Annotated in this window: 25 protein-coding genes; 23 read left to right on the forward strand and 2 right to left on the reverse strand. The window is 36.9% G+C overall.

The features are described 5' to 3' along the window. Positions 1-25 precede the first annotated feature (25 nt). The 23 genes from U9K52_RS18905 (at position 26) to U9K52_RS19015 (ending at position 16,977) form a co-directional block, all read left to right on the forward strand. Positions 26-940, forward strand: coding sequence for a dialkylrecorsinol condensing enzyme DarA (locus U9K52_RS18905; protein WP_263602118.1), 915 nt, complete (start codon positions 26-28; stop codon positions 938-940). 1 nt (position 941) lies between these two features. Continuing rightward, positions 942-2,081, forward strand: a complete 1,140-nt coding sequence (locus U9K52_RS18910; RefSeq protein WP_248388759.1) for a beta-ketoacyl-ACP synthase III — start codon at positions 942-944, stop codon at positions 2,079-2,081. After that, complete coding sequence (locus tag U9K52_RS18915) at positions 2,082-2,513, forward strand: hypothetical protein (protein ID WP_248388761.1); 432 nt, start codon at positions 2,082-2,084, stop codon at positions 2,511-2,513. It begins immediately after the preceding gene. Between the two features lie 91 nt (positions 2,514-2,604). Further along, positions 2,605-3,048 carry an ABC transporter permease gene (locus tag U9K52_RS18920; protein ID WP_248388764.1) on the forward strand — a complete coding sequence of 148 codons (444 nt, stop codon included), beginning with the start codon at positions 2,605-2,607 and terminating at the stop codon, positions 3,046-3,048. 5 nt (positions 3,049-3,053) lie between these two features. After that, on the forward strand, positions 3,054-3,458 hold the full coding sequence (locus tag U9K52_RS18925) for a hypothetical protein (RefSeq protein ID WP_248388766.1): 405 nt from the start codon (positions 3,054-3,056) through the stop codon (positions 3,456-3,458). Positions 3,459-3,491: 33 nt separating this feature from the next. Continuing rightward, a complete protein-coding gene (locus U9K52_RS18930) occupies positions 3,492-4,487 on the forward strand; it encodes a BtrH N-terminal domain-containing protein (protein WP_322927750.1) in 996 nt (331 codons plus the stop codon). A gap of 1 nt (position 4,488) precedes the next feature. Continuing rightward, positions 4,489-5,244, forward strand: a complete 756-nt coding sequence (locus tag U9K52_RS18935) for an ABC transporter ATP-binding protein (RefSeq protein ID WP_248388770.1) — start codon at positions 4,489-4,491, stop codon at positions 5,242-5,244. Then, entirely contained in the window at positions 5,231-6,496 is a 1,266-nt protein-coding gene (locus U9K52_RS18940) for an ABC transporter permease (RefSeq protein WP_248388772.1), read from the forward strand. The genes U9K52_RS18935 and U9K52_RS18940 overlap by 14 nt, the downstream gene beginning before the upstream one ends. After that, the gene (locus U9K52_RS18945) at positions 6,486-6,914 is read left to right on the forward strand and encodes an acyl-CoA thioesterase (RefSeq protein WP_248388775.1); all 429 of its coding nucleotides are present in this window, start codon (positions 6,486-6,488) and stop codon (positions 6,912-6,914) included. Before U9K52_RS18940 ends, U9K52_RS18945 begins: the two co-directional genes overlap by 11 nt. Continuing rightward, entirely contained in the window at positions 6,911-8,074 is a 1,164-nt protein-coding gene (locus U9K52_RS18950) for a beta-ketoacyl synthase N-terminal-like domain-containing protein (RefSeq protein WP_322927752.1), read from the forward strand. Before U9K52_RS18945 ends, U9K52_RS18950 begins: the two co-directional genes overlap by 4 nt. 33 nt (positions 8,075-8,107) lie before the next feature. Further along, positions 8,108-8,356 (forward strand): addiction module family protein, encoded by a 249-nt coding sequence (locus U9K52_RS18955; protein ID WP_248388779.1) that lies wholly within the window; start codon positions 8,108-8,110, stop codon positions 8,354-8,356. Beyond that, positions 8,317-8,640 carry a type II toxin-antitoxin system RelE/ParE family toxin gene (locus tag U9K52_RS18960; RefSeq protein ID WP_322927754.1) on the forward strand — a complete coding sequence of 108 codons (324 nt, stop codon included), beginning with the start codon at positions 8,317-8,319 and terminating at the stop codon, positions 8,638-8,640. Before U9K52_RS18955 ends, U9K52_RS18960 begins: the two co-directional genes overlap by 40 nt. A gap of 17 nt (positions 8,641-8,657) precedes the next feature. Next, positions 8,658-9,197 (forward strand): hypothetical protein, encoded by a 540-nt coding sequence (locus U9K52_RS18965; protein WP_322927756.1) that lies wholly within the window; start codon positions 8,658-8,660, stop codon positions 9,195-9,197. A 92-nt stretch (positions 9,198-9,289) separates the two neighbouring features. Next, positions 9,290-9,547: a phosphopantetheine-binding protein gene (locus U9K52_RS18970; protein ID WP_066437770.1), complete on the forward strand. Its 258-nt coding sequence runs from the start codon at positions 9,290-9,292 to the stop codon at positions 9,545-9,547. Between the two features lie 79 nt (positions 9,548-9,626). Then, positions 9,627-10,826 carry a beta-ketoacyl-[acyl-carrier-protein] synthase family protein gene (locus U9K52_RS18975; RefSeq protein ID WP_322927758.1) on the forward strand — a complete coding sequence of 400 codons (1,200 nt, stop codon included), beginning with the start codon at positions 9,627-9,629 and terminating at the stop codon, positions 10,824-10,826. Beyond that, positions 10,823-11,884 (forward strand): beta-ketoacyl synthase N-terminal-like domain-containing protein, encoded by a 1,062-nt coding sequence (locus U9K52_RS18980; protein WP_322927759.1) that lies wholly within the window; start codon positions 10,823-10,825, stop codon positions 11,882-11,884. The genes U9K52_RS18975 and U9K52_RS18980 overlap by 4 nt, the downstream gene beginning before the upstream one ends. Before the next feature lie 180 nt (positions 11,885-12,064). Next, entirely contained in the window at positions 12,065-12,826 is a 762-nt protein-coding gene (locus U9K52_RS18985; protein WP_322927761.1) for a polysaccharide deacetylase family protein, read from the forward strand. Between the two features lie 141 nt (positions 12,827-12,967). Continuing rightward, a complete protein-coding gene (locus U9K52_RS18990) occupies positions 12,968-13,594 on the forward strand; it encodes an outer membrane lipoprotein carrier protein LolA (protein WP_322927763.1) in 627 nt (208 codons plus the stop codon). A gap of 13 nt (positions 13,595-13,607) precedes the next feature. Then, positions 13,608-14,195 carry a hypothetical protein gene (locus U9K52_RS18995; protein WP_248388793.1) on the forward strand — a complete coding sequence of 196 codons (588 nt, stop codon included), beginning with the start codon at positions 13,608-13,610 and terminating at the stop codon, positions 14,193-14,195. A 6-nt stretch (positions 14,196-14,201) separates the two neighbouring features. Continuing rightward, on the forward strand, positions 14,202-14,813 hold the full coding sequence (locus U9K52_RS19000) for an outer membrane beta-barrel protein (protein WP_322927764.1): 612 nt from the start codon (positions 14,202-14,204) through the stop codon (positions 14,811-14,813). 133 nt (positions 14,814-14,946) lie between these two features. Continuing rightward, positions 14,947-15,327 (forward strand): 3-hydroxyacyl-ACP dehydratase, encoded by a 381-nt coding sequence (locus tag U9K52_RS19005; protein ID WP_248388797.1) that lies wholly within the window; start codon positions 14,947-14,949, stop codon positions 15,325-15,327. Then, on the forward strand, positions 15,324-15,800 hold the full coding sequence (locus tag U9K52_RS19010) for a hypothetical protein (protein ID WP_248388799.1): 477 nt from the start codon (positions 15,324-15,326) through the stop codon (positions 15,798-15,800). The genes U9K52_RS19005 and U9K52_RS19010 overlap by 4 nt, the downstream gene beginning before the upstream one ends. 4 nt (positions 15,801-15,804) lie before the next feature. Continuing rightward, positions 15,805-16,977: a DUF2062 domain-containing protein gene (locus U9K52_RS19015; protein WP_322927766.1), complete on the forward strand. Its 1,173-nt coding sequence runs from the start codon at positions 15,805-15,807 to the stop codon at positions 16,975-16,977. Positions 16,978-17,029: 52 nt separating this feature from the next. Here the strand turns inward: U9K52_RS19015 and U9K52_RS19020 are convergent, their stop codons facing one another. Both U9K52_RS19020 and U9K52_RS19025 read right to left on the reverse strand, forming a co-directional pair. Further along, positions 17,030-19,042 (reverse strand): FG-GAP-like repeat-containing protein, encoded by a 2,013-nt coding sequence (locus U9K52_RS19020; protein ID WP_263602106.1) that lies wholly within the window; start codon positions 19,040-19,042, stop codon positions 17,030-17,032. 18 nt (positions 19,043-19,060) lie between these two features. Continuing rightward, on the reverse strand, positions 19,061-20,155 hold the full coding sequence (locus tag U9K52_RS19025; RefSeq protein WP_263602105.1) for a hypothetical protein: 1,095 nt from the start codon (positions 20,153-20,155) through the stop codon (positions 19,061-19,063). Positions 20,156-20,200: the final 45 nt, after the last annotated feature.

A 20,200-nucleotide genomic window follows, 5' to 3' on the forward strand; every position in this document is an offset into this window, starting at 1 on the left:
TTTTGTAAACGGATAAAAAGAATTAATGAAAAAGAATATACTTGTTATATATTATACTCAGTCCGGCCAGCTGGAAGATATTGTAAAAAATATGGCTCAGCCATTTGAAGAGAAAAACCTTGAATATGAGGTAACCTACTATAATATACAACTGAAAAAAGATTTTCCTTTTCCGTGGTCAGGTGATGTATTTTTCAATACTTTTCCTGAATCTTATCTGCAGATACCCAGTGAAATTCTGCCGCCACCGGAAGAAGTTCTGAATAAAAAATTTGACCTGGTCATTTTCGGATACCAGGTCTGGTATTTAACCCCGTCCATTCCCATTATTTCTTTTCTGAAAAGTGGCTTTGCCGAAAACATTCTTAAAGATACTCCGGTTATTACTGTTTCAGGAACAAGAAATATGTGGATGTTTTCCCAGGAAAAGCTTAAAGTATACCTGAAACAAATGCAGGCTAAGCTTGTAGGAAATATTGCGTTGGTAGACAGACACGATAATTACACCAGTGTCCTTACCATCCTTCGCTGGATGACTACCGGAAAAAAGGAAAAATCCGGTATGCTTCCTGCAGCAGGAGTTTCAGATGAAGAGATTAACGGAGCCGGAAAATACGGCAGAATTATTGAAAAACATTTTTCCGCCAATACACTGGGAGCACTACAGCCGGATCTTGTAAAAAACGGAGCCGTAGAAATCCGTGCCTTCCTTGTGAGAGTAGAAAAAGTAGGCAATAAAATTTTCAAAGTATGGTCCGGCCTCATCATGAGGAAAAAAGAAAAGCGACCTTTGCTGATCAAATTCTTTAAGGTATATTTGATGGCCGCAATATGGATTGTATCACCCATAGTTCTGGTATTACATTTGCTTACAACACCTATCTTTTGGTTTAAAAGAAAAAAACAAAGAGAATATTTACAAGGAATTAATATAAAATAGAATGAACGACGTATTTATTACAAAAGCTTCAACATACTTGCCGAATGAACCGGTTTCTAATGATGAAATGGAAACGTATCTTGGCTATATAAATGACAAACCGTCAAAAGCAAGAGCTTTAATTCTAAGAAACAACAAAATTACAACAAGGTATTACGCTTTAGACAAAGAAGGAAAACCTACCCACACCAATGCCCAGATTACCGCAAAAGCCGTAGAAGGTCTTTTTGATGAAAATTTTGGTAAACAGGATATCGAGTTGCTTTCTTGCGGAACCACTTCTGCAGATCAGATCCAGCCTTCTCATGCATCCATGGTTCACGGAGAACTTAATCTCAATAAATCAATCGAGATTAACACCTCAACAGGCCTTTGTAATTCTGGGATGAATGCCTTTAATTACGGTTTTCTTTCCGTAAAAGCAGGGGTTAAGGAAAATGCCGTTTGTGTAGGTTCGGAAAGATTTTCAGCATGGATGACTGCCGATAAATTCAATCATGAAGCAGAAAATTTAAAACTGCTTGAAGAAAGACCTATTATTGCATTCAAAAGAGAATTTTTAAGATGGATGCTTTCCGACGGTGCAGGTGCGCTGCTTCTTGAAAATAAACCAAGACCCAACCAAACTTCCCTGAAAGTAGAATTCATTGATTTTTATTCTTACGCCCACGAGATTGAAGCATGTATGTATGCCGGATGCGAAAAACAGGAAGACGGAAGCCTGAAATCTTGGGCAGATTATTCTTCGGACGAATGGCTGAAACAATCCATCTTTGCTCTTAAACAGGATACAAAAATTTTAGACCAGTATATTTTGGTAAAAGGTGCCGAAAGTTTAAGATCATCTTTCGATAAGCACAATCTTGACCCAAATACAATAGACCACGTACTGGCGCACATTTCGTCAGGATACTTTAAAGAAGGATTGAAAGAAGAATTTGCCAATGTAGGATTGGATTTTCCTTGGGAAAAATGGTTCTATAACCTTTCCGAAGTAGGAAATATTGGTGCCGGTTCTATTTTCATCGCTCTTGAAGAACTAATGAATTCAGGAAAATTGAAAAAAGGAGAAAAAGTACTTCTTTGCGTGCCGGAAAGTGGAAGATTTGCCTACTCTTGTGCCCTCTTAACTGTTTGCTAAATGGAAAACCGATTGCCTACATCCGATCAGAATTTTGTTGAAAACCTGATTCCTCAGCGGTTTCCTTTTGTAATGGTAAACAGCATCGCAGAATATTCGGAAAGTCATATTGTTTCAGGATTTATTCCGACGCAAGAAAACATTTTTATTCAGAACGGAATTTTCCAGGCTTCAGGATTGCTGGAACATCAGGCACAAAGTGTAGCGCTTCATACCGGCTATAAATTCTATCTTTCGGGAAAAGAAGCGCCTACCGGATATATCGGCGCTGTTAAATCGTTTGAGGTAAACAAGCTTCCGGAAACGGGAGATGAGTTAGTATCCGAAGTTTTCATTATTAATGAAATGATGGGTGTAACTTTGGTAGATGTCATCACAAAAGTCAATGACGAGGTTGTTGCAAAATCTCAGATGAAGACTGTAGTCATGTAATATTTGAATTAAAAATTTCGTGATCTTGGCTAAGTAAAATCGAAGATTTATGGTAGTCAAACGACTCGCGAACTTAAAAATATATCATTTAATGGAAATCAAGGAAGAAAACATCATCAACATCCACAATTTTCTCCCGCATCGCGACCCGATGCTGATGGCAGACTATATCATGGAACTGACTAAAGAAAAAGTGGTAACTTCCTTTGAGATTCAGCAAAACAATATTTTTGTACACAATAACGAATTTGCTGAGGCCGGCCTTATTGAAAATCTTGCACAAACCTGTTCTTCAATTCTGGGACAAAGTTTTTTTGAGAATCCAGACACAGATACCAAAGTGATTGGCTTTATTACCTCCATCAAAAAAATAGAAGTACATGCACTCCCAAAAGTAGGTGATAAAATTATTTCCAGAGCCTCGCTCATTTCACAATTCGGGAATATATGCAATATCTTTTGCGAAACTTTTCATAATGACCAGCTTTTGATCAGAGCTGAAATCAATTTGTTTATTCAAGAAGTAAAAAGCTAAAGCCCATGAAAAAGCAAGACCTTCCGCAAGATGAAAGCAATCTTAAATCCGCAAACATGACTGAAGTTCTGTATGTTACGGATGAAAATGACAATTATACCACCGCCAACAGCATTGGCTGGGATGCAAAAAAAGCGGCGCTGGAAGAATCCATGGAACTCATCCATGAAAGAATTGAAGAAGCAAAGCAAAACGTAGCCAATAATATCGTAAGTCCTATTGTCTATTTCATGGAGCTCAATAAAATGGATCTTCAGGTGTTGGCAGCCTACGTAGGAATGTGGCAGTGGCGGGTAAAAAGACACGGAAAACCAAAAATATTTAAAACACTAAGCGACTCTGTACTGAAAAAATATGCTGATACATTCGGTATTACGGTAGACGAACTGAAAAATTTCAACGGTAAGTAAATTATCGTTGAAAAGTAATAAACCAAGCTAAGAATGAAAATTAATTTTGAACACCATCAGACTGCGCATTGCGAAAACGGTGTTGCTTCCAATTTATTATTAAACAAAGGGTTAAAACTAAGCGAGCCCATGATCTTCGGAATCGGTTCCGGATTATTTTTTGTTTACCTCCCTTTTTTAAAAGTAAATTTTGCGCCCGGTTTCAGCTACCGTCCGATGCCGGGAGCCATTTTCAGCAAAGCCGCAAAAAGACTGGGAATTAAAATTAAAAGGCTTAAATTTTCCAATCCGCAGGAAGCTCAGAAAGCCCTTGAAAAAAACCTTGAAAATAATATTCCTACCGGCCTTCAGGTAGGTGTTTTCAACCTTACCTATTTTCCGGAAGAGTATAAATTCCATTTCAATGCGCACAATCTTGTAGTGTACGGAAAAGAAGACGGGAAATTTCTTATCAGTGATCCCGTAATGGATTATGTAACCACCCTCAGCGAAGCCGAGCTGGAAAAGGTGAGATATGCCAAAGGAGCACTTCCTCCGAAAGGACACATGTACTACCCTACTTATATTCCGGAAAAGATCCATCTTGAAGAGGCGATTAAAAAAGGAATCAGAGATACCTGCAAAAATATGCTTGCTCCTGTTCCTATTGTCGGAGTAAAAGCGATAAGATGGGTCGCCAGAAGCATTCCGAAATGGGCTGAAAAAAAAGGTACAAAGACTACCAATCATTATTTGGGTCAGCTGATCCGCATGCAGGAGGAAATAGGAACCGGAGGAGGAGGCTTCAGGTTCATTTACGGAGCTTTCTTACAGGAAGCGGCCGTTATTCTCAAAAATGATGAATTAAAAGAACTGTCGAAAGAAATCACCATGATTGGTGACCTCTGGAGAGATTTTGCAGTGGATATTGCCCGGGTTTACAAAAACAGGAATTCAAAAAGCGATATCTATAACAACCTTTCAAAATCAATGCTTCACATTGCAGATCTGGAAGAAGCTTTCTATAAAAAATTAAGAAAAGCAATATAACGTGGAACATTTTATTGAAATAAAAAATCTTTACAAAAAATATAAGAATGCAGAAGACTTTTCTGTAAATGATATTTCGCTGAATATTGCCAAAAACGAGATCTACGGAATTCTCGGGCCCAACGGAGCCGGTAAAACCACGCTTATTTCCATACTTTCCGGATTGATTAAACCCACATCGGGACAATTTACCATTGACGGGCTTTCCCCCCAGAAAAACGGTTTTAAATTAAGGCAGATTATTGGTATTGTTCCTCAGGAATACGCTTTGTATCCTACTTTGACGGCAAGAGAAAACTTAATGTTCTTCGGAAGCTTGTATGGTTTAAGCCATAAAAATTTAAAAACTTCCATTGATGAATCTCTGGAAATCATGGGACTGTCAAAATTTGCCGATAAAAAAGTGGAACAATTTTCCGGAGGAATGAAACGCCGCTGCAACCTCATCGCAGGAACCCTTCACAACCCGAAAGTTTTATTTCTGGATGAACCGACCGTAGGCGTTGACGTACAGTCTAAAAAAGCAATTATTGATCATCTTTTAGATCTGAATAAAAAAGGAACCTGTATTATTTATACTTCACATCACCTTTCTGAAGCGGAAGAATTCTGTACCAAAATTGCCATTATCGATCACGGAAAAATCCACGCAGTTGGGACTCCCGAAGAACTGGTAAACAAAGTAGGCAACGCAGAAAACTTAGAAGATGTTTTTATTTCATTAACCGGAAAAGAATTACGAGATGTTGTTGTATAAACTGTGGCGAAGCTTTATTAAAGAAATCCTTCTCCTTAAAAGAGATATTGGAGGAATCGTCATCATTTTCGTGATGCCGTTACTGCTGATTATTACCATTACTCTAATTCAGGATTCGACCTTTAAAAATATGGAAGGTTCAAAAATCCCGATTATATTTATTGATAATGACCAATCTGAAATTTCAGAAAGCATAAAGAAACAGCTTGAAAACAGTAAAACATTTGAGCTGCTGACCGATTTTAATGAAAAATCTGCTGAGACAGCCGTATTTGGGGGAGATTATCAGATGGCTATTGTTATCCCTAAAAATTTAACGAAAGACATCAACTCCAATATTGATTCTAAGGTTCAATCTATTGTTAGCTCATTTGGATTAGAAACCGATTCTACGGCGATAAAACAGAATACTTCAAAAGCAAAAGATATCCGCCTTTATTTCGATCCCGCAACCAATATCAGCTTTAAGAACAATGTGATGAATGCCGTGAATAAAATGGTTTTTGAGATCGAAAACAAAAAGATTTATAAAGCGTTTCAGGATCAGCTGGGAACTACGGAAGATCTAAAAAATAACAGCCTGATTGCCTTTAAGGAGATCACTCCGAAAAAAGGAAATATGGATGTATTGCCGAATTCCGTTCAGCATAATGTTCCGGCTTGGGCTTTGTTTGCGATATTTTTCATCGTCGTTCCGCTTTCTATTAATTTAGTTAAAGAAAAAAGCCAGGGAACAAGCGTGAGGGCAAGAATCAGTCCGACACCGTATTTCATTCATATTTTAGGAAAAACATTTACATATCTTATTATCTGTGTTATTCAGTTTTTGCTGATGGTTGCGGTAGGAATTTATCTTTTCCCGTATATGGATCTTCCGCAGTTTGATGTGACCGGAAAGATGTTTCCGTTAATTATCGTTACCATTTTCGCCGGATTAGCGGCTATTGGATTTGGGGTTTTGCTGGGAACTGTTGCAGATACGCAGGAACAGTCAGCTCCGTTCGGGGCAACTTCAGTTGTGGTGCTGGCAGCAATCGGCGGAATTTGGGTTCCGGTTTTCCTGATGCCGGAATTTATGCAGACCATCGCCAAATTTTCGCCGATGAACTGGGGCTTAAATGCGTATTATGATATCATTTTAAGAAACAGCGGAATCGGTGGTATTGCAAAAGAAATCATATTTTTATTTTTATTTTATATCGCTATGGTTGCTATTTCATTATTTTACGAAAGAAAACAAAATGCAGTCTAAAGAAACTATATTAAGCTGTACCGAGGAAGTCCGTGTCCGCTTCAACGAAACAGATCCGCTTGGAATTGTTTGGCATGGGCATTATATTGTGTATTTTGAAGATGGAAGAGAAGCTTTCGGGAGACAACATGGTTTAACGTATCTCGATATTCAGAAGGCTGGTTATGTAACGCCAATCGTTAAAAGTACCTGCGAACATTTTCTCCCACTGAAATATGGCGAAACGTTCAAGATTGTAACGACTTTCGTTAATGCGGTTTCAGCAAAATTAATATATCAATACGAGCTTTTTAACGAAAATAATCAGTTGGTTTGTTCCGGAGAAACCATTCAGGTTTTCCTGGATTCCGATAATAATTTATGTTTGTACAATCCTGAGTTTTTTCAGAGCTGGAAAGATAAAATGGGATTACCATGAAGGAAATTTATATCACCGATTACAATTGTGTCACGCCATTAGGTTTTGATGTTTCTTCCAACTGGGATGCTCTTCTGGAAGGAAAATCCGGTGTCTCTCTTCATAAAATCATAGAGAATCACGAACCTTTTTACGCTTCCAAAATTAATTCTGAGAAACTGGAAGAGGAATTTACAACAAATTTCAAATCCGTACAGAACAACAATTTTACAAGGCTGGAAAAAATGTTTTTGTTAAGCTTACAACCTTTGGTTGAAAGACATCAGATTACAGAAGAAACAGCTTTTATCTTATCAACTACCAAAGGAAACATCAGTTTATTAAAAAATAAAAACACTTTGCCGGAAGGCGTTTTCCTTTCGGATTTAGCTCAAAAAATTGCCGATTTTTTCGGATTTAAAACCAAGCCAATTGTAGTTTCCAATGCTTGTGTTTCCGGAGTAATGGCACTCGCTGTTGCAAAAAACATGATCTTGTCCGGAAAATATAACGATGCTTTTGTTATTGCCGGAGACGAAATTTCAGAATTTGTCATCTCTGGCTTCAATTCTTTTCAGGCTATCGGAAGCGGGATATGCAAACCCTATGATAAAACCCGCGACGGCATCAATCTTGGTGAGGCAGCAGCAGCAGTTTACATAACAGGCTATCGTTCTGACGAAGGAAAAATCCTACAAAACGAAAAATTTAGTTTTAAAATATTAGGAGATTCTGCTATTAATGATGCCAATCACATTTCCGGACCCTCCAGAACCGGTGATGGCTTATATGCAAGCATTAAAAATGCGATGACGGAAGCACAGGTTACAGCAGAGCAAATTAATTTTATTTCCGCTCACGGAACTGCCACCATCTATAATGATGAGATGGAAGCTATCGCTTTCAACCGTGCGGAGTTACAAAACATTCCTTTGCATAGTTTAAAAGCGTATTATGGGCATTGTTTAGGTGCTTCCGGGCTACTGGAAACCATTATTTCGATGGAAAGTGCCTTACATAAAACATTGCTTCCATCTAAAAATTTTGAAGACATCGGGACTTCCCAATCTTTGAATATTATTAAAGAAAATCAACCTGCAGAAATCAGATATATTCTGAAAACGGCTTCAGGTTTTGGCGGTTGTAATGCGGCGGTTGTTTTGGAAAAGTGTAAAGAATAATTTCGTAATTTTGATAGACTTAAAGGTTGAAAAATGGGCTCTACAATAGAAATCAGAAAAAGAATTCACGAATTCATCGACATTGCGGATGAAAGAATTTTAAGAATCATCAACAGCATTATTGATGCAGAAGAAGATTCAGAACTAAAATCTTCAGAATATCCACAAGTTCCGGATCATATTTATGACCGAATTGAAGAAGAGCGTGGAAAATATTTAAGTGGTGAACTTAAAACTTCTTCGTGGGAAGAAGTAAAAGAAAGACTGATGAAAAATTTATGATTTATCAAATTTCTTTATCTCCAAATGCCGAAGCTGATCTTCAAGAAGCTGCATTGTGGTACGAAAGTAAGCAGATTGCGCTTGGAATACAATTTACAAAAAAAGTTGAATCTTATTTTTTCAGAATTCAAAATAACCCATTGCACTTTCCTTTAAAAAAAGGAAACTTACGTGAGGCTTATATTCAAAAGTTTCCTTACGTCATCATTTATCAAATTATAGAAAATAAAATTATTGTTTTTGCTGTTTTCAACACCCATCAAAACCCAACAAAAAAGCCTTAAAATTCTAAAACGCATTCATGAAGAAAACAGATATTTGCACCATAAATAATTCAAAAATTACTTTCAACAACGAGGTTATTTTTGAAACTCAAACTGAAAATTTCTCAGATTTTTCCAAAGAAGCCTATAAAACTTTAGAAGTCAATTATCCGAAATTTCATAAGATGGATAATCTGAGTAAACTCGCATTTCTTGCCTCTGAAATAATTCTAAAAGAGGGAGATCACAGCAGAACCGCATTGGTTTTTGCTAACAGATCTTCAAGCCTTGATACCGACTTTAAATATCAGGAAAGCATCAATTTTCAGGAAAATTATTTCCCGAGCCCCGCGGTTTTTGTATATACATTACCCAATATTTGCGTAGGAGAAATCAGCATCAAGCATAAAATGCAGACCGAAAACGCCTTTTTTGTACTGAATGAATTTGATGAGCAATTTTTAAATAATTACTCGGAACAGATTTTGCAGTCAGGAAAAGCCGACAAGGTATTGTGCGGTTGGGTAGAGTTATATCACGAAAGTTATAATGCTTTTGTATATTTGCTTACGAACTAATGTAACAATATAACAGTATAACAATGTAACAATGACATTCAGTATAATCAATTGGTAAACTGATACATTGATACATTGGTAAATTTAAAATTATGGAAAACTTAAGAGAAGAATTAAAACACAAAATCATTGAAGTTCTTAATTTAGAAGACGTTGCAGTAGAAGAAATTAAAGATACGGATCCGTTATTCGGTGGCGGTCTGGGTCTGGATTCTATTGATGCGTTGGAGCTGATTGTTCTTTTGGATAAAGAATATGGAATAAAATTGGCCGATCCTAAAAAAGGAAAGGAAATTTTTACATCCATTGACACTATGGCAAAATACATCGAGGAAAACAGAACAAAATAAATTAATATATCAATGTACCAATGTAACAGTCTAGCAATTGGTAAACTGTTACATTGATACATTGTTACATTTTGTAAAAATGAGTCAAAAAATTGCTATAACAGGAATGGGCATTATTTCTTCTATTGGAAACAATGTGGAGGAAAATCTGCAATCCTTAATGTCCGGAAAGCACGGAATTTCAGATATCGAACTCTTTGAAACACGCCATGCCGGAAGCATCAAAACAGGTGAAATCAAGCTTTCAAACGCAGAGCTTATAGAAAAGCTTCATCTTAAAGATGTAAAAAATGCTACCAGAACAGCCCTGTTAGGAATGATTGCCGCAAAAGAAGCGGTAGAAAATGCAGCAATTACAGACATCAATGGATATAAAACAGGTCTCATTTCATCAACCAGCGTTGGCGGAATGGATATGACCGAAAAATATTTCTATTCCTACGAAGATCTTCCTGAACAGCAAAAATATATTGACTCTCACGATGCCGGAAATTCATCTTTGTTAATTGCGGACTATCTTGGTTTGAAAGGTATGGTCTCAACCATCAGTACAGCGTGTTCGTCAGCAGCCAATGCGATTATGATGGGAGCCAAACTGATTAAGAACGGAGTGTTGGATCGTGTGATCGTCGGCGGGACAGATGCCCTTTCAAAATTTACTTTGAATGGCTTTAACACGCTGATGATTCTTACAGATTCTTATAATACTCCTTTTGATCATGACAGAAAAGGTCTGAATCTTGGAGAAGCGGCCGCTTTTATAATTTTGGAATCCGAAGACGTGGTGAAAAAGGAACATAAAAAAGTGCTTGGTTATCTTTCGGGATATGGAAATGCCAATGATGCGCATCACCAGACTGCTTCTTCCGAAAACGGTCAGGGTGCCTATTTAGCGATGGAAAAAGCACTCAAAATTTCGGGTTTAGATAAAGAACAAATCGATTATATTAACGTTCACGGAACGGCAACTCCAAATAATGATTTATCAGAAGGTATTGCAATGATCAGAATTTTCGGAGAAAATAAAGTCCCGGATTTCAGTTCAACCAAAGCTTTCACAGGCCATACTCTGGCTGCAGCAGCAGGAATTGAAGCGGTTTATTCTTTGTTGGCCATTCAGAATAATATCATTTTCGCGAATCTGAATTTTAAAACTAAAATGGCAGAATTTGACCTGACTCCGGTTACCGAACTCAGAGAAAAAAACATCAACCACGTTCTCTCCAACTCGTTTGGTTTTGGCGGAAATTGTTCAACCTTAATTTTCTCAAAGTCATGAATCCGGTTTACATCAACAGTGCCGCCTGCATTTCTGTTCAGGACACTTTAAATGAAAATTTCTTAGAAAATTTAAAGCCGGAATATTCTACTCTGGTCTTAAAAGCCATCGAACCTGTCTACAAAGAATTCATTCCTCCGGCTATGATCAGAAGAATGTCTAAAACAGTAAAAATGAGTTCTGTCGCTTCGCATTATGCATTAAAAGAGGCCGGTATTGAAAATCCGGATGCGATCATTGTGGGAACCGGCATAGGATGTTCTCAGGATTCCGAGAAATTTTTAAAAAATGTGCTGGATAATAATGAAGAGTTTTTGACTCCCACTTATTTCATCCAGTCTACTCATAATACGGTGGCAGGACAGATCGCTTTAGGTCTTCAATGTCATGCATATAATTTCACGTATGTGAATACATCTTCGTCTCTGGAATTTTCTTTTTTGGATGCAAAACTACAGATTATCGACGGTGACGCGGAAAATGTACTCGTTGGTTCAACGGATGAACAGACCGAAAGAACAATGGAATTGTACAAATTAAACAAAACCATTAAAAAAGAAGAAGATTTACCTGTAGATTACCTGAACTCAGAAACGCACGGCGTTGTTTGGGGAGAAGGAGCAAGTTTTTTTGTCCTGGGAAAAGAAAAGGCAGTAAATTGTTATGCTCAACTGAAAGATATTCAGATTGTTAATGTATTAGAATTAGGAGAAACTCAAGACTTTATTAAAGAATTTTTAAATAAAAATAATTTAGCAAACACTAATATTGACGCAGTAATTTTGGGTTTCAGCGGAGATTCAAAGTCTGATGTGTATTACAACAAAGCAACGGAACTATTTACAGGTTCTTCATTACTGTATTACAAACATTTAAGCGGCGAATTCAATACGGCCAGTGGATTTTCTACCTTTATCGCTTGTCATATCCTTAAGAGTCAGGAAATTCCGGAAGTGATGATGATTAATGATCTGAAAAAAGGTGAGATTAGGAACATTCTGCTTTATAATCATTTGGGAGGAAATGATCACAGCTTGGTTTTGTTGGGAAAAGTTTAGTTTGTTGAATTAATAAAATTAAAACCTACCAGGTTTTTGAAACCTGTTAAGTTTGGAAATATAAAGTTTGAAAAGGTTTCGTTCGCAAGAGCATTTCATTCCGTTTTGCTCCATTCACAATGACAACACGAATATATAAATCATGGATATTTTAAACCCTAAATTTGTAAACAATAAAAGATGAAACATTATCCGTTTATCCTGTTCTATATTTTCTGCAATGTTTTTATTTATGCATTTCAGGGAACGTTTTGGGTATATCTGTTTTGTTTTCTGATGTTTTTTGCGGTTATTATCTGGGGATCTTTTGATGTCGGGCTGAATTATTTCGTAAGCAGTTTTAATCATAAAAGAACAAAAATCAGGGAAGTTGCATTGACTTTCGACGACGGGCCTACAGAATATACACCTCAATTTCTGGATCTGCTCAAGGAAAACAATATAAAAGCAACCTTCTTCTGCATCGGGAAACAGATTGAAAAATATCCCGAAACCTTCCAAAGAATTATTGCAGAAGGTCATACCGTTGGAAATCATACTTTTTCACATGCTGACAATACCGGTTTTTTATCAACTTCAAAAATGATCGAAGAGATCGAAAAATGTGACGAAATGATGTTGAAAACCGGCAATTTAAAAACCAGTTTATACCGTCCTCCGTTTGGTGTAACCAACCCGAACATTGCCAGAGCAATCAGAAAAACCCATAAGAAAAGCATTGGCTGGAATGTACGGTCATTAGATACGGTAATTCAGGATGAGAACAAAATTTACCATAACATTACCAAAAAATTAAAAAAAGGAAGCATTATTCTTCTTCACGATACCTCAGAAAAAACGTATAAAGTTTTGGCAGATTTATTGGTATTTTTGAAGGATAAGAAATATTCAACTTTTACAATTGATAATATTTTAACCGCAAAAGAGACAAAAGCTTTTTAACACCAGAGTACGCTTAAATGAAAAGAATAACACATAAGTTTTGAAAATTTTTAATTTTCATCTTTTGTAGACTTTAATTGTAATGTTAAATGGAAATAATAATCTTTTGTGCCTTCTGTGGTTACATTAAAACGTTAAAAAATGATTAAAAATATAGCTTTAGGAGCATTTCTATTGATTTCAGGTGTTTTTTTTTCACAGAATACGGCAATGTCCGGGGCTGAAGCCAAAGCATTTGTAGCGAAAGTTTCTTCGGAAACGAAAGGGATAAAAACGCTGCAGGCCGATTTTACGCAGAGCAAGAAAATGGATTTCCTGGATAAAAATATCGTTACCTATGGAAGAATGTCCCTCAAAACTCCGAATATGCTTGCCTGGAAATACACAAAACCCTATCAGTACAGCATTGTTTTTAAGGATAATAAGATATTTATTAATGATCAGGGTAAGAAATCTTCTGTGGATGCCAAAAGCAAAACTTTCGAAAAAATCAATAAATTAATCGTAGGAAGTTCAAACGGACAGATGTTCAATGATCCAGAATTCTCAGTAAGTTATATGAAAAGTGCCAATTTCAACATTGCAAAATTTACCCCGAAATCTGCTCAGCTGCTGAAATATATTAAGCAAATTGAATTATATTTTCCTAAAAATGAATCAACGGTTTCTCAGGTCAATATGACGGAAGCTTCCGGAGACACTACCAATATTATTTTCAAAAATACAAAAGTCAATGCGCCGGTTGCTGCTTCGGAATTTAGCTTATAGCCTGATTTTCATTTTGTTTACAGCGTGTAAAACCTATACGCTTAATGATGCGAAACCTGTTACGGCCGTTAAAAAGGCTGTTGAAAATCTCTATTTTTCATCTACGGAAGATTATGTGTATAAATGCCAGATGGATATTTATAAAAACCATGTAAGTGGCATTCTGATCATAAAAAAAATTAGTGAAAACACTCATCGTGTTGTGTTAACTTCGGATTTTGGAAATAAATTGATTGACTTTGAAATTTCGGAGGAAGATTTTAAACTCAATTATGTACTTCCCGATATGGATAAAAAAATCGTCATTAATTTTCTGAAGAACGATTTCAGGGAGCTTTTAAAACAAAATTATCCTGTTTCACAAAGTTTTGAAAACAAAACCGATTATATTTATCTTTCAAAAGCAGATAAGAAAGCATATTATCTATTCTTTGGCAAGGAGAACCGAATGCTGAAACAAATTGTTTATACGAAAAACAACAGGGAAAAGATCGATTTTACTTTTGACGCAAAAAAACATATCTTCGCGGATAGTTTGAATCTCCGGCATAAAGATTTCAAAATCAATATAAAACTATTCCAGATTACCGAAAACCAATGACCTTACATGAGAAAAATATTATTTACCTGTCTGATTCTGATCTTCGGATTTTCATCAGCTCAGGTGACTTTCAGTACGGGCATAAGGACAGGCGTAAATTTCGCTACCCTTACTAAAAGAAACAATGAAAACTTTTACATCCACGAAGACGACAAACCCGAAAAGGTGATCAATACAAACCTGAAAACAGTTACAGATTTTTATATCGGATTACAGGGAAACATTAGATTTACGGAGCGCTACGCTTTACAGCCTGAATTTAATTACTCAAGACAGGGTACAAATTTGCAATACACTTCAGAAAACGGAATTCTTCCGCGCAAAAGGCTTCACTATGATTTTGTAGGGTTGCAATTTACAAATAAAGTATATATAAAAAACTTTAATGTTTTTGCCGGCCCGTTTCTGGATCTTGCTGTCGGTAATAATAATGCCGGACTTGATCTTGGCTTCGCGGGAGGCTTGGGTTATGATCTTTCCAAAAATCTGGGCTTTGAAGTACGGATCAAAAAGGGATTTATATCCATGCTGGATCACGAAAATTCTTCTTTTCTTTTTGCCAATTCAAATACTGTTTTTCAGATTGGAGCTTATTATACGTTTCGCTTTAAAAAGTAAGTTTAAAAATCTGTTGGTAAAACAATTTCCTTTTCGTTTCAAAAAGATATATCTTCGCGAATAGTTTGAATTTTCTAAATAAAGATTTAAATTCAATATAAAATTATTCCAAATAACTGAAACAGAATAAATAATGCAGACAATTCTTACCGATTTTTACCAATTAGAATCCTACGAAAAAACAGAGAACGGAAGTTATATCGCCCATATTTTACTTAATAAAGATCATGAAATCTTTAAGGGCCATTTCCCGGGAAATCCCGTTACTCCAGGAGTTTGTATGATGCAGATTGTAAAAGAACTTTCTGAAGAATTAGCAGGACAAAAATTATTTCTGAAATCCGCTTCCAATGTAAAATTTATGGCGATCATTAATCCTTTTGAAACCCCTGAACTGAAATTACAGCTGGATATTAATGAATCTGAAGAAGAAGTTAAAGTAAAAAATACCACTTCTTTTGGCGAGACTATTGCATTAAAAATGTCAGTTAACTATAAAAAACTGGCAAAATGAAATTAATTTTTTCGTTCGTAACTGCAGTTATGCTTTTCTTTCAATCGGGAATTGAATCTTTGCGGGAAAGTTATGCTAAAGCAAATGCATCCAATGCGAATACCGAAGCATTTATCAATACTGCTGAAAAAAGCTCCGGGTCTGACGCCGTCATCCAGGGTTATAAAGCGGCAGCTAAAATAATGGAAGCCAAAATTACGAAGCACAACCGGAAAGCATTGGTAAAATCCGGTGCTACCAGTCTTGAAACTATTATCAAAAGCAATCCCAATAATATCGAACTTCGGGTCATCAGGATGAGTGTTCAGGAAAATATTCCGAAAATTGTGGGGTACAGAGGAAGCCTTAAAGATGATAAAGCTTTCATTCTGAATAATTACAGCAAGCAAAATTCAACATTAAAAAACTATATTAAAAAATTTGCGGCACAATCTAAAACAATGACGGAGGCCGAAAAAGCAAGTTTTAAATAAAACCATGACCCTCACTGAAGTCCAGAAAGCAATTTCCGAAAAGAATATCTGTGTTTTAGTTCCTACCTATAACAATGAAAAAACGCTGAGGAGAGTTATCGGCGGTATTTTACATTACACGAATAACATTATCATTGTTAATGACGGTTCTACAGATTCCACACCATTTATTTTACAGGATTATCCCGAAATCAGGATTATTCATCTGCCTGAAAATAAAGGAAAAGGAAATGCTTTGAAAACAGGTTTCAGAGTGGCGGAAAAGATAGGATACAGCTATGCGATTACTATTGATTCTGACGGACAACATTACCCGGATGACATTCCGGTTTTTGTAGAAGCTTTGCTAAAGGAAAGTCAGGATGTACTTCTGATAGGTAACAGAAATATGGCTCAGGACGGAATACCTAAAAAAAGCAGCTTCGGAAATCGTTTTTCTAATTTCTGGTTCTGGTTTGAAACAGGGATTAAGCTGGAAGATACACAATCGGGATTTCGGTTGTATCCGTTGCATAAAATTCCCAGAAAATATTTTACCCCTAAATTTGAATTTGAAATTGAAATTATTGTACGGACAGCCTGGAGGCATGTTCCTGTAAAAAATGTTCCTGTAAAAGTATTATACGATCCTGCAGAAAGAGTGTCCCATTTCAGGCCTTTTAAAGATTTCACCCGAATCAGTATCCTTAATACGATTTTGGTAGCCATTACGCTGGTTTACATTATTCCTAGAAATTTCATTAATAATTTCAAAAAAAAAAGTTTTAAGAGATTTATAAAAGAAGACGTTCTGGAAAGCGATGGAAGTAACCGAACCAAAGCTTTTTCCGTTGCACTCGGTGTATTGATAGGTTTTTCTCCTTTTTGGGGTTTTCATACCCTGCTTACCATATCTTTAGCCGTACTTTTTAAGCTGAATAAAGTCTTGGCTTTTGTGGCTTCAAATGTAAGTATACCGCCTTTTATCCCTTTTATTATTGCAGCTTCATTGTTTCTGGGTTCGCCATTTGTTGGGGGAAACAGCAATATTTTCAGCCAGGAGCTGAATTTTGATCTTGTAAAAAATAATCTGCTGCAGTATGTGATCGGCAGCGCGATATTATCGGTTTCCATGTCCGTCATTTCTGGGACTGCTGTTTTTCTCTTCCTGAATAAAGTAGATCCGGAAAACACTTAGTATTATTAAAACAAAACTGCAAAGCCTTTTGACCTTGCAGTTGTATTTCGTGTTATTTTATTGTTACTTTTTGTGAATAATTCTTACCCGATTTATCGGTTACCTGAAGCAGGTATGTTCCCGGTTTTAAATCTTTTACGGAAATCTGATCCCTTTCTACTTTAGTCTGCAGAACCATTCTCCCGCTCATCTCATATATTTTAGCATGTTCAGGAACAAAACCGGACTTGGTTTTAAACTGAATATTATCGTGTGCAGGATTAGGATATACCGTGAAAATTTCTTCTGCGGTCTGAATCTCTTTTGTACCTAAGAATGAACCTTCAATTACATTTAATGTTGTATTCGGGGTAACATTATTAATTGTATCTACCAATCCCGAAGGCCAGCGCACAATCACTTTTGTAATGGCAGTAGCCTGCCCGATCCCGAAATGAACATTCAGTGTGCTCATGTTCCCGAAACCTGTGCCACTTTGCACATCTCTGATCTGTTTACCCCAGGACCCGTAAATTTCTACTCTTGCGCCAATTCCGTTTCTATTGCTCTGAGTTCCTTTCAGGGTTACTTTAAGCCATTTATTGGTATTTCCGGCATTCATCATGATCGTGTTTCCGTTCTGAATATCCAGAAATCCGTCGTTATTTAAATCTCCGATAGGACGGTCAAAGCTGCTGAGATTATAAGGGTTTGGATTTGGGGTAAATGTAAAATCACCATTTCCGAACATGATGTTATTTCCAGCTCCCAATACATCCAGGAATCCGTCGTTATCAAAATCATGAGCTACATATTCTCTGCTCAGTGCACTGTTGGTATCATATCCCGATCCTGCAGACTTATCAGTAAATGTTCCGTCTCCGTTGTTTTTCATTACCTTACTCAGTCCATTTGCCGTGGAATTAATTCCTACCACTGCATCCATCCATCCGTCATTATTAAAATCTCCCCACGCGGAAGACCATGTCTGAACGGGGTTTGCCATGTTGGCTGTTGCCGCCACATTGGTGAAAGTAGCATTGCCGTTATTTCGGTGAAGTTCATCGATGTTTCCTCCGGGCCCGGAACCTCCTCCGCTGCATTTTGCAATAAAGAGATCCATATCTCCGTCATTATCATAATCAATCCAGATAGAACCGTAGTTTCCTCCGGAAGGGAAATCTCCCAGTCCGCCCTGGCTATGATTCATATCCGTGCCGTCATTAATATAGTATCTGTTCGGAGCATTATCGTCACATACAAAAGCATCCAATTTCCCATCGTTGTTAATATCGATAAAATTTGTTCTCTGAACTAAGAATGATTGCTGTTTTCTGTCTGACGTATAAGCCGTTCCGGTGGCATTTGCCTTTAAAAAAGCAATTCCGCTTCCCGAACCATAAATCAGATCGTTAAATCCATTATTATCATAATCTCCGGCGGCTATACTCCATGAAGGTGTTATAACTGTGGTGGGAACGGTATACGTTACATTATTGAATGTTCCGCCCGGCTGCTGATAGGAAATGACAATCTGTGTAGCACTTACTACAGAAACAATATCATCAAGATAATCTCCGTTCATATCTACAATACAGTTATTAAAACTTCCTGCAACAGAAACAGTCTGAGGATTAAACACCAGGCGATCCGGCTGAACTATTACCTCGGATAATGTAACATTAAAGCCCAAGGAAGAATATTTATTATCAAAGACGATATAATATGTGGTTCCGGCAACTGCATTAAAGGTAACCTGGGAAAACTGTCCAATGTAATCATCATTGGCCGTAATACAATTAAGTGCGGTACAATTTCCTGAAAACACCATTAAACGGGTATCAGCGTTTTGCCCAGCAGACGAAGTGGTAATTTTAATCGTTTTATTTGCTGTAGCCGTATATTTATACCACAAGCCTTTTGTTCCGGCTGCACCTAAGGTACAAGCCGTTAAAGGAGGATCTCCCGTGACATCCGGCACGGTAACTGTTCCTAGATTTAGGGAAACTGCTGTTGCGCAGGTGAGCTGTGCAGACGCCCATGTACTGTTCAATAATAAAATAAGTAAGGGGAATATTTTTTTCATGGATAGAAGTTTTTATTATTAAGGACAAGTTTGATTTAAAGAAGAGATCCATTGATTCAGGAGTTGTACACCTTCATCATGAACGATAGTTCTTCCTAGCAGCGGCATCCTGTTATTTTCATTGACAGAATTCAATCTGAAATGCATTACCGATTTGGCAGGATTTCCTGGCGTAATAATTTTTTCCAGCGATGAGCCGAGGGGTTCATCAGCCATCACACAAACCCCCATCTTTGTTAAGTTGGCCGTCTGGGTGAAGCTTAAACGTATTGCTCTGTAATCACATCTTGCATTTTCCTGGTGACAATGGGCACAGTTGATATCAAGATAAGAACGCAGCCGGATATCCAGAGGTTTGCTTGTATCTTTATAATTCACCGTCGAGACAATATTGGATGGAAAACTTTGGAGATAGCCTTCATCAACAAACTTTTGAAGCTGGTTTTTAATACCATTAGGATAATTGTAAGTCCCATTTAAATTCTGTGGCTTCATCCCAATCGGAATTGGTTTATTGTCTAATTTGTGGCACGCCAGGCATTCCGTTTCCGAAGGGATTCTGTAATCCGTAGTGATGATATCACCATTATCTTTTTTAAAAGTAATGTTTTTAGAACTTCCGCTTGCAAAGTTGGCCCCGGTAACCAGCTCGGCTTCAGTCTGAGCATCATTCCAGAGATATTCTGCAAAAATCCAGCCTGTGGATTTTTTAATCATTAAGCGTGTTTCAAGAATTTTTGTTGTATTTCCGGGCTGTACGGTATTGTAGTAGAAATTTTTGATCAGTACGGTGCCCACAGGAAAATTCAGTATTTTATCATCCGCATCATAGTTTGCCTTTACATTACCCGGCATCCAGATGAATCTCTTTTTCAAAGCATAATCTGTAAAAAGCGAACTGGCGGGTTCATAAGGAATAACTTTGGTGTTAGGCTGCAGATTTTTCAGTTCCCCCGTAAAAAACATATAAGTTGAGAGTTTTGCGTACGGAACTGCGTCAATATTAAAATTAACAAAAGAACTTTCCGTTTCTACACTTTCAATTTTTTCGTCGTTTTTACAGGAAAAAAGGCCTAAAAAGCAAAATAAATACAGTAAGTAGATTTTTCTCATTCATTAACGATTTAACGAAAACGAATTTAATCATTTAAATCATAC

The organism is Chryseobacterium sp. MHB01, from assembly GCF_034651565.1.
Lineage (GTDB): Bacteria > Bacteroidota > Bacteroidia > Flavobacteriales > Weeksellaceae > Chryseobacterium > Chryseobacterium nepalense.

Bases quoted from the DNA above. Each gene is read 5' to 3' on its own strand.
- U9K52_RS19005 (WP_248388797.1), top strand. From the start codon at position 14,947: ATGCAGACAATTCTTACCGATTTTTACCAATTAGAATCCTACGAAAAA.
- U9K52_RS18910 (WP_248388759.1), top strand. From the start codon at position 942: ATGAACGACGTATTTATTACAAAAGCTTCAACATACTTGCCGAATGAA.
- U9K52_RS18945 (WP_248388775.1), top strand. From the start codon at position 6,486: ATGCAGTCTAAAGAAACTATATTAAGCTGTACCGAGGAAGTCCGTGTC.
- U9K52_RS18975 (WP_322927758.1), top strand. From the start codon at position 9,627: ATGAGTCAAAAAATTGCTATAACAGGAATGGGCATTATTTCTTCTATT.
- U9K52_RS18920 (WP_248388764.1), top strand. From the start codon at position 2,605: ATGGAAATCAAGGAAGAAAACATCATCAACATCCACAATTTTCTCCCG.
- U9K52_RS18955 (WP_248388779.1), top strand. From the start codon at position 8,108: ATGGGCTCTACAATAGAAATCAGAAAAAGAATTCACGAATTCATCGAC.
- U9K52_RS18905 (WP_263602118.1), top strand. From the start codon at position 26: ATGAAAAAGAATATACTTGTTATATATTATACTCAGTCCGGCCAGCTG.
- U9K52_RS19020 (WP_263602106.1), bottom strand. From the start codon at position 19,042: ATGAAAAAAATATTCCCCTTACTTATTTTATTATTGAACAGTACATGG.
- U9K52_RS18950 (WP_322927752.1), top strand. From the start codon at position 6,911: ATGAAGGAAATTTATATCACCGATTACAATTGTGTCACGCCATTAGGT.
- U9K52_RS19015 (WP_322927766.1), top strand. From the start codon at position 15,805: ATGACCCTCACTGAAGTCCAGAAAGCAATTTCCGAAAAGAATATCTGT.
- U9K52_RS19000 (WP_322927764.1), top strand. From the start codon at position 14,202: ATGAGAAAAATATTATTTACCTGTCTGATTCTGATCTTCGGATTTTCA.
- U9K52_RS19010 (WP_248388799.1), top strand. From the start codon at position 15,324: ATGAAATTAATTTTTTCGTTCGTAACTGCAGTTATGCTTTTCTTTCAA.
- U9K52_RS18970 (WP_066437770.1), top strand. From the start codon at position 9,290: ATGGAAAACTTAAGAGAAGAATTAAAACACAAAATCATTGAAGTTCTT.
- U9K52_RS18925 (WP_248388766.1), top strand. From the start codon at position 3,054: ATGAAAAAGCAAGACCTTCCGCAAGATGAAAGCAATCTTAAATCCGCA.
- U9K52_RS18930 (WP_322927750.1), top strand. From the start codon at position 3,492: ATGAAAATTAATTTTGAACACCATCAGACTGCGCATTGCGAAAACGGT.
- U9K52_RS18915 (WP_248388761.1), top strand. From the start codon at position 2,082: ATGGAAAACCGATTGCCTACATCCGATCAGAATTTTGTTGAAAACCTG.
- U9K52_RS18985 (WP_322927761.1), top strand. From the start codon at position 12,065: ATGAAACATTATCCGTTTATCCTGTTCTATATTTTCTGCAATGTTTTT.
- U9K52_RS19025 (WP_263602105.1), bottom strand. From the start codon at position 20,155: ATGAGAAAAATCTACTTACTGTATTTATTTTGCTTTTTAGGCCTTTTT.
- U9K52_RS18980 (WP_322927759.1), top strand. From the start codon at position 10,823: ATGAATCCGGTTTACATCAACAGTGCCGCCTGCATTTCTGTTCAGGAC.
- U9K52_RS18940 (WP_248388772.1), top strand. From the start codon at position 5,231: ATGTTGTTGTATAAACTGTGGCGAAGCTTTATTAAAGAAATCCTTCTC.
- U9K52_RS18990 (WP_322927763.1), top strand. From the start codon at position 12,968: ATGATTAAAAATATAGCTTTAGGAGCATTTCTATTGATTTCAGGTGTT.
- U9K52_RS18965 (WP_322927756.1), top strand. From the start codon at position 8,658: ATGAAGAAAACAGATATTTGCACCATAAATAATTCAAAAATTACTTTC.